Annotated in this window: 14 protein-coding genes and 1 tRNA gene; 2 read left to right on the top strand and 13 right to left on the bottom strand. The window is 68.3% G+C overall.

Going from position 1 to position 14,624, the window contains the following annotated elements; translation table 11 throughout:
- Positions 1-64 precede the first annotated feature (64 nt).
- Positions 65-138 (top strand) — tRNA-Pro (locus tag Q3W68_RS27905).
- Positions 139-164: 26 nt separating this feature from the next.
- Here the strand turns inward: Q3W68_RS27905 and Q3W68_RS27900 are convergent.
- From Q3W68_RS27900 to Q3W68_RS27855, 10 genes are all read right to left on the bottom strand, one after another.
- The gene (locus tag Q3W68_RS27900) at positions 165-1,190 is read right to left on the bottom strand and encodes a site-specific integrase (RefSeq protein ID WP_302908291.1); all 1,026 of its coding nucleotides are present in this window, start codon (positions 1,188-1,190) and stop codon (positions 165-167) included.
- 173 nt (positions 1,191-1,363) lie between these two features.
- On the bottom strand, positions 1,364-1,588 hold the full coding sequence (locus Q3W68_RS27895; protein WP_302908267.1) for an AlpA family transcriptional regulator: 225 nt from the start codon (positions 1,586-1,588) through the stop codon (positions 1,364-1,366).
- Between the two features lie 57 nt (positions 1,589-1,645).
- Positions 1,646-3,112 (bottom strand): replication initiator, encoded by a 1,467-nt coding sequence (locus Q3W68_RS27890; protein ID WP_302908290.1) that lies wholly within the window; start codon positions 3,110-3,112, stop codon positions 1,646-1,648.
- Positions 3,113-3,210: 98 nt separating this feature from the next.
- The gene (locus Q3W68_RS27885) at positions 3,211-4,194 is read right to left on the bottom strand and encodes a hypothetical protein (RefSeq protein ID WP_302908266.1); all 984 of its coding nucleotides are present in this window, start codon (positions 4,192-4,194) and stop codon (positions 3,211-3,213) included.
- Between the two features lie 322 nt (positions 4,195-4,516).
- Entirely contained in the window at positions 4,517-5,197 is a 681-nt protein-coding gene (locus Q3W68_RS28380) for a hypothetical protein (RefSeq protein ID WP_368045775.1), read from the bottom strand.
- The gene (locus Q3W68_RS27875; RefSeq protein WP_302908265.1) at positions 5,194-5,592 is read right to left on the bottom strand and encodes a hypothetical protein; all 399 of its coding nucleotides are present in this window, start codon (positions 5,590-5,592) and stop codon (positions 5,194-5,196) included. Before Q3W68_RS27875 ends, Q3W68_RS28380 begins: the two co-directional genes overlap by 4 nt.
- 89 nt (positions 5,593-5,681) lie before the next feature.
- Positions 5,682-6,011, bottom strand: a complete 330-nt coding sequence (locus Q3W68_RS27870) for a hypothetical protein (RefSeq protein WP_302908264.1) — start codon at positions 6,009-6,011, stop codon at positions 5,682-5,684.
- Entirely contained in the window at positions 6,008-6,844 is an 837-nt protein-coding gene (locus Q3W68_RS27865) for an FtsK/SpoIIIE domain-containing protein (protein ID WP_302908263.1), read from the bottom strand. Before Q3W68_RS27865 ends, Q3W68_RS27870 begins: the two co-directional genes overlap by 4 nt.
- 13 nt (positions 6,845-6,857) lie before the next feature.
- Positions 6,858-7,316: a single-stranded DNA-binding protein gene (locus tag Q3W68_RS27860; protein WP_302908289.1), complete on the bottom strand. Its 459-nt coding sequence runs from the start codon at positions 7,314-7,316 to the stop codon at positions 6,858-6,860.
- A 68-nt stretch (positions 7,317-7,384) separates the two neighbouring features.
- Complete coding sequence (locus Q3W68_RS27855) at positions 7,385-8,236, bottom strand: hypothetical protein (RefSeq protein WP_302908262.1); 852 nt, start codon at positions 8,234-8,236, stop codon at positions 7,385-7,387.
- Between the two features lie 221 nt (positions 8,237-8,457).
- Here Q3W68_RS27855 and Q3W68_RS27850 point away from each other — a divergent pair, with 221 nt between their 5' ends.
- Entirely contained in the window at positions 8,458-9,714 is a 1,257-nt protein-coding gene (locus tag Q3W68_RS27850; RefSeq protein WP_302908261.1) for an XRE family transcriptional regulator, read from the top strand.
- Between the two features lie 366 nt (positions 9,715-10,080).
- Here the strand turns inward: Q3W68_RS27850 and Q3W68_RS27845 are convergent, their stop codons facing one another.
- From Q3W68_RS27845 to Q3W68_RS27835, 3 genes are all read right to left on the bottom strand, one after another.
- Positions 10,081-11,721, bottom strand: coding sequence for a DUF262 domain-containing protein (locus Q3W68_RS27845; RefSeq protein WP_302908260.1), 1,641 nt, complete (start codon positions 11,719-11,721; stop codon positions 10,081-10,083).
- Between the two features lie 453 nt (positions 11,722-12,174).
- Positions 12,175-12,639 (bottom strand): hypothetical protein, encoded by a 465-nt coding sequence (locus tag Q3W68_RS27840; RefSeq protein WP_302905318.1) that lies wholly within the window; start codon positions 12,637-12,639, stop codon positions 12,175-12,177.
- A 90-nt stretch (positions 12,640-12,729) separates the two neighbouring features.
- The gene (locus Q3W68_RS27835) at positions 12,730-14,496 is read right to left on the bottom strand and encodes an IS481 family transposase (protein WP_302905687.1); all 1,767 of its coding nucleotides are present in this window, start codon (positions 14,494-14,496) and stop codon (positions 12,730-12,732) included.
- Positions 14,497-14,624: the final 128 nt, after the last annotated feature.

The following is a 14,624-nucleotide window of genomic DNA, read 5'->3' as shown; positions in this document are numbered from 1 at the left end:
GCATGGTGCGAAGATCCTGCGCTAAGCTGTACCGGCTGCCGCAGGGGAGACCTGGCGGGGGCATCGGGACGTGGCGCAGCTTGGTAGCGCACTTGACTGGGGGTCAAGGGGTCGTCGGTTCGAATCCGGCCGTCCCGACGCAGGTAGAGGGGCATTTCTCGCGATCATGCGATGCCCCGCTGGGGACCATTTGGGGACCTCAGGCCGGTGAGATGCGAAGACAGCGCCTCACCGGCAGCCCGGATCGACTGCCGATCCGGATGCAGATACCGCTGAGTCGTCATCAACGAGCCGTGACCGGCAATCTTCCGTAGGACGTGCACCGGCACGCCGGCATCCGCCATCCAGGTCAGCCCGGTGTGCCGCAGGTCGTGCCGCCGCAGGTACTCGAAGCCCAACGAGCTGACCACCTCATCCCAGTGCGTCGCGTCGCGCAGCACCGCCGTGCTGATCCGGCCGCCACGAGGACCGACGAACAGCCGGCCGTCATCCTCGGCGATCCGATCGAGTTTCGTGGCCACCATCGGCCGCAACTCCTCGATGATGGGCACCTGCCGCGCCCGCTTGCCCTTGGTGCCCTTGTCGACCAGGCCGCCGGGCCCGGTGGTGGTCTGCCGGCGCACCGTCCACAGCCAGGTGTCCCGGTCGATGTCGCCCTTGCGCACGCCCGACACCTCACCGATGCGGGCCGCCGTGCCGGCCGCGAACATCACCACCTCACCCCAGCCGGGGTAGCGGCCGTGCGAGCGCTCGACCAGCGCCGCCGCCAGGGTGGCGAGGGCGGTCCAGTCCGGCAGCGCCAGGGAACGCGGGTTGTCCAACTCGTCCTCGGCGCGCTGGTACTCCCGCTGCCACCCGGTCAGCCGCGCCGGGTTGCGGTCGATCAGTCCGTCCCGCACCGCCTGCTCCAGGACCCGCACCAGGACGGCGAGGCTGTTCTTCACCGTCGACCGGCCGCAGCCCTCGGCGATCCAACCGTGTGCGGCCCGGTCCACCGCACCGTTGGTGATGAGCCGCACCGGCAGGTGGCCGAGCGTCGGCACGACCCGCCTGCGCCACCCCGACAGGTACGGGTCGAGCGTCTTGCCCTCCAGGCCGCGCAGCGCCAGGCGCATCACGCTCTCGCCGTACTGCGCCAACCGCATCGACGCCGCGTCGGGGTCGACGCCGCCCCTCGCCGCGCGCTGCATCGTGCCGAGCCAGGTTTGCGCCTGCTCGGCGTCCGCGAACGCCTGCGACTTGGAGCGGCGTCGGCCCGACGCCGGATCGACCCACCGGACCCGGGCACGGTACGGGTTCGAACGGCCCGGACGGTGCTCGACGTCCGTGGAGACGGCGACGCCGATCGGCAGCAGGGGAGTGGTCACCGAGCCGATTCCTCGGGATCGGTGCGGTGCCGCCCCAGCCACGCCCGCACGTCCTCCGGGTCGTACTTGACGACCCGGGCGGACAGCCGGATGAACGCCGGCCCCTGCACGGGGTTGGCGGTGCGCCACCGACGGACGGTGGACGGGTCGACCTTCACGAGCCGGGCAAGCTCCTCAGTGGTCAGCAACGCGCCCGGCGCTGCCGGTACATCAATGCTCATCGGATCCCCAAAGTTGTCGGGTCTACTGTCAAGGCGGGCTTGACGCTGAATCGCGCGTCAGGCGATGAGGGTCTGTAGGTACTCGCGCGCGGCGTCCTGGTGCTCTCGGGCCATCGCGGCGGACGCATTGGCGAGCAACGCGTCAGCAGTGGTGTGCCAGCCGGCACCCACGAACTGCAGGAAGTTGACCACCAGCGTGGTCGGCTCGGTCCCGGCCGTGGCTTCCTCCGGCCCGCTGCTCTGCGCGCGGCGGAACACCACACGTTGGTTGCGCAGCAGGGCGAAGGTCACCGAGTAGCGGCGGGACTTGGTGAGGAAGTGACCCCCGAAACCGAGCATGTGCGCCCACCGCCGCAGCCGCCGCCAGTCGCGCGGACGGCCGAGCATCCAACACGCGTCGATCAGCCGCTCCGTGTGGCTACCGGCCGGGTCGGCATAGATGTCGATGCTGTCGGCGGTGAGCCGGTTGGAGGCGTGCCCGGTCACCTCGGTCGACTTCGTGGCGTACTTGGCCAGGTACGCCGCCACCTGCGCGTCGGTCACCTCACCCCGCCCGGCCACGGTGATCACCTTGGTCAGCACCTGTGTGCCCCAGGCAATCGGCCAGCCGCCCGGGTGGGCGGGGTGGTCGGCGGTGGTGAAGCCGACCGTGGCGGCGGCGTGGCCGACGGCGGCCACCAGGTCGGCCGCGTCGAGCTGCGGCGGTGCCGGCACGATGGCGTCCGGGTCGTCGGCGTCGCGGCCGTCGAGCCGGATGATCGCGTGGAAGTGCACGACGCCCCGCCGCTGCATCTCGGCGGCCTTGCCGAACGACAGCCGCACCGGCGACACCCACCGGGTCTTGCCGGTACGCGGCGACGTCACCGGCACGTCCGGGATGCCGCGCGCCGTGGCCAAGCGGTGCATGTAGCGGTTGATAGCGATGGTGGTGCGCCGCCACAGCTCCCCGGCCGAGAGGTTCCAGACCGCCTGAGCGTCGTGGTCGTAGCAGTCGAGACACAGCGGCGTGCCCAACCGGGTGTCGGTGTCCTCATGGCGGGCGAAGCAGACCAGCCGCACCCCATGCGGGCAGACTGCCGATTCGCGGCGGGCGTGGCAGGGCTCGGCGCGGCAGTCGCAGGCGGCGCGGCGGGTGCAGGTGTGCCGCTTGACGTAGCGGGTGTGCACCTCCCCGAAGGACGGGGCGGTGAAGGTCGGGAACACCGCCGGATGGTGGGCGACCTGCTCCGGTACGCCCTTGCCGCCGACGAGGCCGGCGCGGACCACCTGGTACGCGTCGCGCTGGTAAAGCTTGGAACAGGTGGGGCACACCGAGGCGCGGCGGTTGCCGCACGGCTTGTAGATCGCGCCGTCGGGCATGTCAGCCGTCGACCGCTCCGACAGGAGGCGGCCGGTGGCGGCCTCGACCGTGGCCATGGTGCCGACCAGGCGGATCGGCCGGGTACAGCCGGCTGCCGGGCGGACGTGGCGCAGCCATGCGGGCAGGTCGGGTCGGGTGAGCCGGGCGGCGGCTTGCAGCCGGATGTCGGAGGACGTGGCGTACCAGGGCGGTGCGGCCGGCTCGGCGCACGGGGCCGTACCCGAAGCAGAAGCTTCGGGTACGACGGTCAGCGTCGAGACGGTCAACGGGTCGCCTTCACGGGGCGGCCGTTGGAGGATCGGACGGGTCGGTTGTCGGTCGGGTCGAGGTCCAGAACCGCGAGGGCTTGCGTGGCTTCCTCGGAGGTCACCTTGAGGCGGACGGCCAGTTGGCCCGGGGTGATCGGCGTGCCGTGCTCGATGCGGTACTGCTTCGCGACGCGGGTCGCTCGGGCGAGCAGGTCCGGGGCCACGATCGGCAGCGGGAGTTGGGCAGCGTCGGACGCGGTGACAGGAGTGTCGGTGGTGGACGGTGCCAACGTCGGTGCCGGGGTGACATCAGGCTTACTCGGACGGGGACGGGCGGTGCGAGCAGTCGCATCGGGCCGGGGCGTCGCCGGCTCCGGGGCCGGGGCCGGTCGCGGTGCGGTGATCCGGGTGGCGAGCTGGGCCGGGGTCGGGATCTCGGGCTGGACCGGCGTCGTTGCCGGTTCCGCCATGTCGATGGTCGGAATGATGGGCAGCTCGGGCCAGCCGGGCGTCGGTGCCGGGACGGCGGGAACGGTCAGTGTCGGGGTTGGCGTCTCGGCGGGTGCCGGGAACCTCGGTGCGCTGCCGGTGGCGGCGGTCAAGGTTCGGCCGCTTTCCCGGCGGATCAGGGCGCGCATGTGCACGGCCAGACCGGCGACGGCCGGCGGCAGCGCGCCGACGATCGCGGCCATGGCCACGCGCCAGGTTTCATCGGTGTTGGCGTTGGTCTGGAGCAGGTGGTACGCCGACTGGGCAGCGATGCCGATGCCGGCCGCACCGTAGGTGTTCTTCTTGGCGAACGCGGCGACCCGTGCGGGCACGGGAGCCATCCACAGCACCAGGGCGACGACCACGTAGCCGTCGACCGCGATGGGCATCAGCCAGGCCAGGGCGAGGCTGACGGAGGTACCGGGGATCGTGATGCGAGCGGTGAAGCCGGCGAGTTCGGCCAGCGCGATCCAGGTGGAGGCGGACAGGCCGAACGACGCGACCAGCACCGCCCACGAGGCGACAGACGCCAACCGGGGCTCTCCGGCGTTGACAGGTGCAGTGTTGACGCGGGTCACCGGCGTGCCCCTGTTCCGGAGATCAGAACGAGACGCGGCCGGCCACCCGGCTGCCCGAGGTGGGCGGCGGGTGCATGCTGGGCGGCGCAAGCCGCACAGTGGCGCTCCCGCAGCCTCACCGTCACACCGGTCATCGAGCCGGTCACCGTGACGCCGCAGATGTGCGGATACGGCTCACCGGTGCTGACCGGCCGCCCAAGGGCGTAGCTTGCGCCGATCCACTGACCAGTGCCGGGCGGGTTGGATGCGATGTTCACGCCGAAGCCCTCCCGTCGCTGAGGCCGAACAGGGTCAGCTCCGGACGGGACGCCGGGGGCGTGGGTTGGGCCGCCCTGCGGGTGGCCGTCCGGTTGGTTCGGGCGGCCTTCTGGTTGTGCAGGTCGGCGAGCTGGTCAGGCGTCAGCACGGTGAGCGCCTGCTTGTCCTCGCCACGTCGCCGGTACAGCAGCGGGCGAACCGTGGCGTTGGTCGGGCAGTCCGTCACCCCGTCGGGGTAGCGGAAGCCGCAGCCCGGGCACACCGAAGCGGCCGGGCTACCGGGGTGGTGATCGGCGAACACCTGCGCGAGGGTCGTCACCGTGACGCCGAGGCCGGCGCGGATGAGCCGCTCGTCCAGCGCGATACGGTCGGCACGGTCGCCGTAGCGCATCTGCACCGCCTGCCGGGACACGCCCAGCCGGTCGGCAATTTCCGACCAGGAGTAGCGGTACGGAGGCTGACGCAGGCCGGTGACAGCGAGCCGGGTCATGGCGTCCACGTCGGTGGACAGCACCGCGAGCGACCGCAGCGCCTCGATGTCGCCGGCAGCGACCCGACGGGCATACGCCCGCAGGATGCGGCGTACGAACGCGTCGAACTCGGTGGTTTCCACCGACCGCTTGGCGCGCTTGGTACGGGTGCGCGTCAAGCCGGGCTTGACGGTGTTCTTGTTCATGCCGCACCACCGTTGGTGCGGTCCCAGCCGTCAGCCGCCGCGTTCAGCGCGGCGATGACGTCATCGCAGGTACGGCCCGGCGTGTCGTTGAAGCTGTACACGCCAATGTCGCACGGGTGGATCTCGCGCAGGTAGACGTCGAGAAGGGTCAGCGCCGCATCGAAGTCAACGAACTCCGGGGCGTCGAACATCTGCGCCGGGGCGTCGGCCGGTCCGCCGTAGCAGACCATGCCGATCGCTCCGACCACGCAGGCCGGGGGAGTGAACGACCCCGACGTGGCGTCGTAGTAGGCGCCCTGCGTCCAGCCGTGGCGGGACAGGTACAGGGCGGCGTCCCGCAGCGTGCGGGCCGGGGTGGTCACCTGCTCGGCGAGCGGGTTTTGGGTAGCGTGCATGACGGCAGCTCCTTCCGGGCTGTTGATGGGGCGGGTCGGCGGCTTCGGGGTGCTTTCCTAGGGCTGATCCCGGTGCTGCCGGCCCGTTTCTATGGGGTTCGGCGCTGAGGGCGGACCATCCGCCGCAGGGCCGCGTCGAACTCGGTGACGATCCGCATCAGGTGCGCCCGAGCGGTGATCTCGCCGGGAGCGAGGCTGATGCGGGTGCGGATCTCGGCGTGCTGGCTACCGTCGGCGGCCAGCACCCGGGTCAGGACCACCACACCGCGCCCGGGAACCCGGAGCGTGACCGGCTGAGCCCGGTGCTCGCCCAGGCCGCAGGCGTGCCCCCGGGCGCACCAGTCCGGGTGCGACAGGTGGTCGTCGGAGGCAGGCCAGGTCGGCGACGTCGCCGGCCGAGGTCGGATACGGATACTCATGCCGCACGCTCCTTGCGGTCAGCCCGCAGGCGGGCGGCGTGAATGGCGATACGGGCGCAGGCCGCGTCATCCAGGTATGCGGCTTTGATCAGTTGCGGGGTGCCACCTTCGGCGATGAGCAGGCCCACGCCGGGATTGGTCGGGCTGATCGTGTTGGCCGACCAACCGCGGTCCGCCCACCCGTGCCCCAGGACGATGTCCGAGGACACGTTGGTGGTGCACCGGAACGCGCACCGCCAGGCGAAAAGGTCCCGCAGACTCGTCGGAATGATGTCCGACGAGGGTCGTTGCGTCGCCGCGACGACGATGATGCCGACCGCCCGGCCCCGAGCCACCAGGTCACGCAGCAGACCCGCGAAGTCGTCCCGGGTCTTCTTGTCCCCGACGGTGGCCGAGAAGTAGGCGATTTCATCAAGGGCGACGAGGATCGGGCTGAACACGTCATCGCGTTGGGTCTTCCGGCGGCCCGCCACTTCCAGGTAGGCGTACCGGTTGTCCATCACGATCTGCATGCGCCGCAGCGTCGCCAGGGCATGTGTGATGTCCGGGCCGACGAACACGTCAGCGCAACTCTTCCACTGGCCCAACTCGACCTGCTTGCCGTCGAGCAGGCACAGCCGACAGTCGAGCGACAGTGCGGCGTGAGCCACGATCAGGTTCAGCAGGGTCGACTTGCCGCCGCCCGGTTCCCCACCGATCAACAAGTTGCGGTAGATCAGCGGAACCCGCACCGGGTGGCCGAACTCGTCCACCCCGACATGCACCGGGTCAAAGATCGACACGGGGTCGGCGGGCATGCCACCCGGCACGGCGGGAACGGTCAGCGTCGACATCAGTCGCTCCCGCTCAGGCCGCCGGCGCGGCGGTCGACCACGGGTCATCCGCCGGCGTCTCCGGAGTGAACCCGTCACCGTTGCGGGAGCGGGCCATCTTCTTCACCGCCGCCGTGGCGAACCGCAGCGACGGGCCGACCTCGTCCACGTCCAGGCCGTACGCGGAGCGCTTCTCGCCCTGCTCGTTCTCCCACCGCGACAGCCGCAGCCGCCCGGCCACCACCACGCGGGTCCCCTTGGCGAGGGACTCGGCGATGTGCTCGGCCAGGTCCCGCCACGCGGTGCACGTCAGGAACAGCGGGTCACCGTCGCGGTACTCACCCGACGCCCGGTCGAACACCCGAGGCGTGGACGCCACGGTGAACTTCACCAGCGCCACCCCGGCCGGGGTGAACCGCAGTTCCGGGTCGGCGGTCAGGTTCCCGATCACCGTCACGGTCGTGTCGTTTGCCATTGCGATCTCCTCCGAGATTGGTCGAGGTGAACCGTCCTTGTGGCGGTCACCGCACACACCCCGGTCAGGGCATGTGAGTCTTGGTTTTAGCGGCGCGGGTTGCGCTGCTCCGGTGCCGGTTCCGGCACGTCGAGCAGGTCCAGGCCCAGCGGCGGCATGGCGGGAGACACCGGGGCGTCCTCGTCGCGCAGCCATGTCGCCAGCGCCGACAGCGGCGACGGCACCAGGCCGGTAAGCGGGTCACGACGGGTGATGTCGACCCGCACCAACGCGGCGTGCCGGGCCGACGCACGGACCATCCGCGCCTCACCCGCCCAGCAGGCCACCGCGAGCTTGTCCGCCTTGCCGTCCAGGTCCGTCAGGTCCAGGCCCGGCCGCAGCCACACCCACACCCGCTCCCCGGCCGGCGTCGGCCGCGCCCACAGGATCAGCGGCAGGCGACCCGGATGCAGCCGCGACGCGGACCGGATGAACTCCGTGAAGCAGAGCCGCAGCCTGTGTCGCACCACCATGCACCACACCCACGCCGACACCCGCCGACGAAGCCGACCGACGCCGAAAACCACACCCAGCACCACGGTCAGGAGTACCAGCGGCACCGCCGGATGCGTCGCCCGGGACAGGTACGCCATGCCCACGAACACCGTTACCGCAGCGACGATCTCGAACGCCCACCACCACAGCACCCGCAGCGCAGGCCACACCCGGACCAGGCATGCGACCACTAGGCCGCACACCCCACCGGACAACAGCCCCACCACCACCGCCAGCAGCAGCGGCAGCGCCACTGACGCGGTGGCGCCCACCACCAGGGCGACGGACGCCGCCACGGCGAGGAACGCCACCCGAGCCTTCTGCGCGTACGACCGCGACACCGGCGTCTCCACCAGGGTCACCGCGCCCACCGGGCGCTCACCGAACATCCCTGACCTCGCCATGCTTCGACTCCCCTCGGCAGTCCGAATACTAATCGAGTTAGTAATCCGAACGCTACGACACCGCGCCCTTGATCGCCAGCCCCTGCGAGTCGGCAACCTTCGGACAACGGAACTTGTAGATAAAACGATCTCTCGACCGCTCATCGAATGACAGGTGTCACTGCGGGGTCAGGCTGCTGTCCCCTTCCCTGTCACCCCCATGGCGGGGCCATACTGGGCTCATGGGAGACACGGGCAGCGCGGGCGAGGGCCGGCCTCTGTGGGCTCGGCGCATCCGGAACGAACGGGCCGCCCGACGGTGGTCGCAGACGGAGGCAGTCGAAGCCCTCAGGGCGCACGCCTCATCCGAGCTGCCGTCGAACGGCAGCCTGCTCCGCAACTGGAAGCGCTGGGAAGCAGGCGACGCAGAGCCGGACGACTTCTACAAGTCCCTCATCGCGGCCACGTTCGGCACCGTCACCGCCGCGTTCTTTCCACGGCGCGGTCGTGACGACGCCGACAAGGCTCTGATGGCTGGCACCGGAATGGACACCCTCGAAATCGTGACTCGGATGCGCGCGTCAGACGTATCCCAAGCAACCCTGGAAGGGCTGCGGATCACGGCCGACAGGTTGTGCAGCGAGTACCCCTACGCCGACTCGGCAGACTTGCGCGTCGAAGGGCACGCATGGCTGCGACGCATGACGGCACTTCTCGACGCTCGTCTGACGCTCGCCCAGCATCGGGAGCTGCTTACCCTGGCCGGCACGGTCGCGCTCCTGGTGGGTTGCGTCGAGTACGACATGGGTCGGCGTACCCAGGCCGAGGCGACCCGCAAGGCCGCGTTGCAGCTCGGACAGGAGTCCGGGGACGTGAACGTCGTTGGTTGGGCGCAGGAAATGCGAGCGTGGTACGCGCTCACCGCAGGTGATTTCCGGGGCGTCGTTGCCGCCGCCGAAGCGGGCGAGGCGGCCGCGCCGCGCCAGAGCGTGGCGGTTCAGCTGGCCGCGCAGCGGGCCAAGGCATGGGCGCGCATGGGGGACCGGCGTCAAGTCGAGCTTGCTCTAGACCACGGACGCCGCATCCTTGAAGGTCTGCCGTATCCGGAGAACCTTGACCATCACTTTGTGGTCGACCCGGCCAAGTTCGACTTCTACGCGATGGACTGCTACCGGATCGTCGGCGAGAACGGCCTTGCCGAGGTCTACGCGGATGAGGTCATTCGCTCATCGACAGACAGCAGCGGCATCGTTCGGAAGCCGATGAGAGTCGCGGAAGCACGGATTACGCTTGGGGTCGTGGCCGCACGGGCGGGCGACTTGGATCGCGCCGTCGAACTCGGCCGCCAGGCGCTCAGCGGCGACCGACGTTCGCTGCCATCGCTCGCCATGGTCGCCACGGATTTGTCAACGGTGCTGACGAAGCAGTACCCGGACGCGCCAGAGACCCGGGACTTCGCGGACGAGCTGCGGACCGTGAAGGCCGCACCGAGCGCCTAACGGTCCGCGTCGTCGTCCGGGGGCGGTTGGACCTTGGCCCGTAGTCTGCCGCCGACCCCGGGTCGCGGTCGTGCCTCGTGCCAGCTAACGATGTGCGCCGGCCGCCACACGTGCGTCCGCCCGACGGTCAGGTCGGGTGCAGGCATCTGACCGCGCTTCCGATACGTCGCCACCGTGCCGACCCGCACTCCGAGGTAGGCGGCGACATCCGAGGTCGTCCACCATTCCGCGTCGGGGTCAGGGTTCGTCACATCACCCATTCTGCCTGCGTTAAGCGCCCAACGCACCTACGCACCGGGCAGCGCCTGGCACGCGCCGCCGGCACGTCGGCCATGCAGAGTCGCTCCCGCGATCGAGCCTGCCCGCCTACTCTGTCGGGTCGTCGTCCGAGTCCTCGATCTCCTCGGGAGGGAGAGCGGGTCCGTAGCCCGTGCCCGCCATGGTTTGTGCCACGGTGTGGACGTACTGCGCCCGGATCTTTAGGAAGGCCCCGTAATCGTCTGCGAGAGCGGCATCCAGTGCAGACTCCGGAACTAGATTCGATTCCATTCGCCGTACGAGGCTGTCCCTTCCCTCTTGCTGGATGATTTCGCTCAAGTACTCACTCGGCGCGGAATCGCGGATATCAATGTTGCTCTTGGATGTTAGAAGAATGATGTTCCCAACTACATTAGCTTTGCTTGCGCCAATGCGTCGACGCGCGAGGTATGCTTGCGGGAAGAAGTGGTGGTACTCTTTATCATTCGACCATGACAATGATTTCCCGACGTCGATCCTCTGTCCATTTACGAGGTCGAGAGGATTGTTAAAAGCCAGCATCAGGCCGAGCATCTTCGAAACAGCGCTATTGGACCTGAATGGCTTCACCTCCCAAAGGTTCGCGGAGGCTATCGCGGCAGGGACGCTCAGCTTCTTAATCTTGCCTTCGGCGAACTGGCGAATCGCCCTGGTGTCGGTCGCCATCTGACCACTATCCCAGCCGCTGAAGTAACCAGACAGTGTAGTCAACCAGAACCAGCGCTTTATCTCGGTGAGCTGTTCTCCTGTGGGGTGGGGCAGCGTCCGGAATAGTTCGCAGAGGAAAGCAAACTGGTTCGCGTACGGCAGGCTTTCGGACCGCGGTGCACCAATCTCGGTTGCCAGAAAGTCGGCTGCGCGCTCTGCAGCCTTCTTGGTAGCGTCTGCCGCTTGGATCAAGTGATCACGCCTGAGGTCCCGGAGAGCATCGATGCTAGCCGAAGAAAAATCACCTCCAGAAGCGGCAGCTAAGGCTCGAAGAAAAGTTTTGTTGTCAAACTCGTGGAACTTCTTCTTCTCCAGAGAAGTGCGGATGCCTTCGATCGTTCGACCGAGGTCAAACTCTGGACTCCAAGTTGCAGCCCTCATCAAGTCGTAGATGGTGAGCCGAGTTCCTGTGGAGTTGATGCGTTCAAAGACCGGAGCTACATCATTAATGGACATGTCGCCGAGCGTGACCAGTGGAACATGGTAGTCCTTGAAGCGGTTGAAAAGGAGGTCGGCCCTATCTCTGAGTTTTTGATCGTCCAAGGCCGCGAGCCGCCGGAAGTAATCAGCCGGATCTGCGAGACGACGCAACGGGATCTGATGAAGCGGCAGGTCTTCGTTATTGTCTGCGTGGTGAAACTTCGCGGTCCTAAGGTCGAAGTAGACATTCCAGACGCTCTTGGCATCGCCCGGCTCCCAGTAGAGCACCCCGCAGATCGTAGATAGCCGCTGCTGGCCGTCCAAGAGGTAGTTCACCGGATAGTTCGCGCCGCGCTGCGCGACCTCCAAGTCGGCAATGGACCTCTTGCTTGCAAGCTTCTGACTGGACTCCCATACCAGCATGCTGCCGATCGGGTAGTTACGGAAGATCGAGTCTACCAACTCAAGGATCTGTGACCGCTTCCAAACAAAGGGACGCTGAAACTCCGGAAGGATGATGTCGCCGATCAGCACCCGCTGTGCCAGCTGCTCAATCCGCTCAGACGTAGGCTTCGGATCCATCGCAGTAACCGTACGGCTCACCATGGTGCCCCTCATGTCGACAGTCGTGAGGGCACAATACCTGCGACTGGTGTTGTAGGCGGTACCCCCAGCTCCGCCAGATTTCTTCGTCAGAAAGTTGTCAGACGCCCAGGACCTCGGTCGAGGTAAGAGCACGACGCAGCGCGAAGGCCTTTACCCCTCCTGCAAGCCCGAGCAGCCCAGGTTGTAGGTCGGGGTGATTCGGAAGAGTGCAACGGAGCACCCTGAGACCCCTGCCCTGTCCCGGTCGATCCCTTCCGTCCCGCCCGGGGGGGTCTGTCCGGATTCTCTGCCTGGTCTCGCATGATGGTTGACGGAACGGCGTCGGAGGACGCTTGACACCAGGTCATGATCGAATACTGGTGATCCGGTGTTGGCTTCGATGGTATGGCGCGGCGGTAGTCTGTCTGGCCGGCGGCTCCGCGTGTCGTGTTAGAGGAGCCGGAGGACCTCTACGAGTTGCGAGAAGGTCGGGGCGACGGCCTGCCAGGAGCATTGCTTCGGGTCAGTCCAAAAGTCGCTGGCGACGACCTGGGGGTCGGCGGGGTCGGTGCGATAGTCGAGGGCCATCGCGACGTCATCACCAGGGATGCGGTTGACCGCGATGAGGACTGCCTGCTCCACGTCGAGCCAGGGCAGCTCGACGCTGGCGGTGGCGATGCTTCCCCGTGTTTGCCGGAACAGGTGCGAGGAGGGCGGGTCGTCGGCAAGCAGGGTGAGCGATCTGCTCTCGCGGCGCATCCCTTCAATGCTGGTGAGAAAGTCCAGCGGAGATTCGAACCAGGGCATGAGTTCACGCAGGACGTCGTCACCTGGGTGCCGCCAGCGGCCACCGTTGAGCAGTTCGATCAGCAAGACGGGCAGCACCAGGCCATTGACGTGCAGGGCTTTCTCCACGCGGTCTTTCCCGTTTCCTCGGCATGGTGCTGGCGGACGCGTTGGCCTGCAGGCACGGTGTCGATGACGAGACTAGACGTCGTGTCGAGGTCATCGCCGGGGGGTAGTTGTCTGGTGCTTGGCCTTGGTTCGGTTCAGGTCGGTGGTGCTGCGGCGGGGAACGGCTGTTATCGGGGTGTCGGCGTCGTAGACGGTGACGGTGTGCTCGTCGAGAGCGACGGTGACAAGTTTGCGGGCGTGGATCTTGCCGATTTGGACGCGCTGTCCGGCGACTTGGATGCTGCCGTTGATGGACACGACCCGCTCGACCACCGGGATAGCGGCCGGTGGTGGGACTGGTGAGGCGGGTCGGGCGTCGCGGATGCGGCCGAGCGTGGTGGGCGGGAGTGGGCAGCGCAGGGTGCGGCGCAGCTGCCCAGCGTCGTCGATGACGTGCAGGAGGATGCCGTCGAGGCGGATGCGGACCCGCTGGCCGGCAAGGGGCATGCCGACGCTGATCTGCCGCCCGGCGATGCTGATGCCGCCGCAGGCGTTGACGACCCGGTCGACTTCGACGGCGGTGGTCTGCCGTTCGACCGGGGGTAGTGGGGGCGATCCGGCGGGTGCGCCGCCGTCGGCCAGGAGCCTGGCCAGGTCGCGTTGGGACAGCCTGGATGCGGTGGACTTGATGCGGGCGCCGTCGACGGTCAACACGTGCAGCCGGTCAGTGTCGACCCAGATCGTCACCGGAGTGCCGGCGAGGGCGGGGCCGAGCCACACCTGTTGCTGGGCGACGGTCAGGTTCCCCGACGGTGGCACGACCCGAACGAGCTGCACCGGCTCCGGACGGTCGGTGGACACGGTCACCGATCCGGTATCGACCTCGACGGCGGGTGGCGTCCGCGGGGCCGGTGGTGCGGTGGGCAGCAGCCCGGACGGCAGGCGCAGCTTCGGCGCGTGCACCTCGACCTGATCCCGACCGGGATTCGGGCGGTGGAACCGGTCGGCGGGGAAGGCGTCGTCGATGCCCTGGTGCGGCCGGTCGTAGTTGTATTCGGCGACGAACACGTCCACTGCGGCCTGGGCCTGCTCGATGGTGGCGAACACCCGGCCGTCCAGGCATTCGCCCTGCAGGCTCTGGTGGAACCGTTCCACCTTCCCGGTGGTGGTCGGGGAGCGGGGTTTGGTGTTGCGAGCCACGATGCCGTTCTCCCGGCAGATCCGCTCGAACAGCACCTCCCCAGGGTGGGGTGTGGGGAACCGGCCGGTGAACTGCTTGCCGTTGTCGGTCAGCACCTCACCCGGCATCCCGAAGCGGGTCAGGGCGGCGGCGAACGCGGCGCAGACGGCCCGGCCGGTGGCCCGACTGACCACGGTGGCGATGACGCAGTAGCGGGAGTGGTCGTCCAGGCCGGTGACGACCTTCGCCTCGGTGCCGTCAGCGAGCAGGACACCGCCGACGATGTCCATCTGCCACAGCTCCATCGGCTCCGGGCGTTCCCACCGCAGGTAGTCCTCCCGCCGGCGCTTCCGAGGCACCACCGGGACCAGATTGTTCCGCCGCAGAATCCGATACACGGTCGCCCGAGCCGGCGGTGGACTGACACCGCGACGCCCTGCCTCGAACCGCAGCCGACGCGGACCCCACCGCGGATGATCCCGGCGCAGCTCACAAACCAGCGCTTCCGTCGAGGGATCTACCCGGTGCGGGCAGAGATGGGGCCGGTGAGATCGGTCCTCCAAACCTCTGATGCCCTCGGCGGCATACCGGGCCAGCCAGTTGTGGATCGTCTGCCGCGACACCCCATACCGGGCGGCGACCTCCGTCTTCGGAGTCCCGCCCAGGCACTCCATCACCGCGTGAAACCGCTGCTCCATGACGCTCAACTCCGCGAGTCCCACCCGGTGCTCCTCCCGCCTGAGTTACAGACGCAACGAGCACCAGGCCGACCAGGTGTCAAACATCAACCGAGGCCGCCGTGTCAACCATCAACCGGCGCAGGACA

The organism is Micromonospora sp. C28ISP2-4 (assembly GCF_030519385.1).
Lineage (GTDB): Bacteria > Actinomycetota > Actinomycetes > Mycobacteriales > Micromonosporaceae > Micromonospora > Micromonospora tulbaghiae.
The sequence above is the reverse complement of the archived record's forward strand: the minus strand, read 5'-3'. Positions and strand labels throughout refer to the sequence as shown.

Coding starts and splice junctions, on each gene's coding strand:
- Q3W68_RS27845 (WP_302908260.1), bottom strand. CDS start 11,721: ATGGATCCGAAGCCTACGTCTGAGCGGATTGAGCAGCTGGCACAGCGG.
- Q3W68_RS27900 (WP_302908291.1), bottom strand. CDS start 1,190: ATGCAGCGCGCGGCGAGGGGCGGCGTCGACCCCGACGCGGCGTCGATG.
- Q3W68_RS27895 (WP_302908267.1), bottom strand. CDS start 1,588: ATGAGCATTGATGTACCGGCAGCGCCGGGCGCGTTGCTGACCACTGAG.
- Q3W68_RS27870 (WP_302908264.1), bottom strand. CDS start 6,011: ATGAGTATCCGTATCCGACCTCGGCCGGCGACGTCGCCGACCTGGCCT.
- Q3W68_RS28380 (WP_368045775.1), bottom strand. CDS start 5,197: ATGAACAAGAACACCGTCAAGCCCGGCTTGACGCGCACCCGTACCAAG.
- Q3W68_RS27855 (WP_302908262.1), bottom strand. CDS start 8,236: ATGGCGAGGTCAGGGATGTTCGGTGAGCGCCCGGTGGGCGCGGTGACC.
- Q3W68_RS27835 (WP_302905687.1), bottom strand. CDS start 14,496: ATGGAGCAGCGGTTTCACGCGGTGATGGAGTGCCTGGGCGGGACTCCG.
- Q3W68_RS27850 (WP_302908261.1), top strand. CDS start 8,458: ATGGGAGACACGGGCAGCGCGGGCGAGGGCCGGCCTCTGTGGGCTCGG.
- Q3W68_RS27865 (WP_302908263.1), bottom strand. CDS start 6,844: ATGTCGACGCTGACCGTTCCCGCCGTGCCGGGTGGCATGCCCGCCGAC.
- Q3W68_RS27875 (WP_302908265.1), bottom strand. CDS start 5,592: ATGCACGCTACCCAAAACCCGCTCGCCGAGCAGGTGACCACCCCGGCC.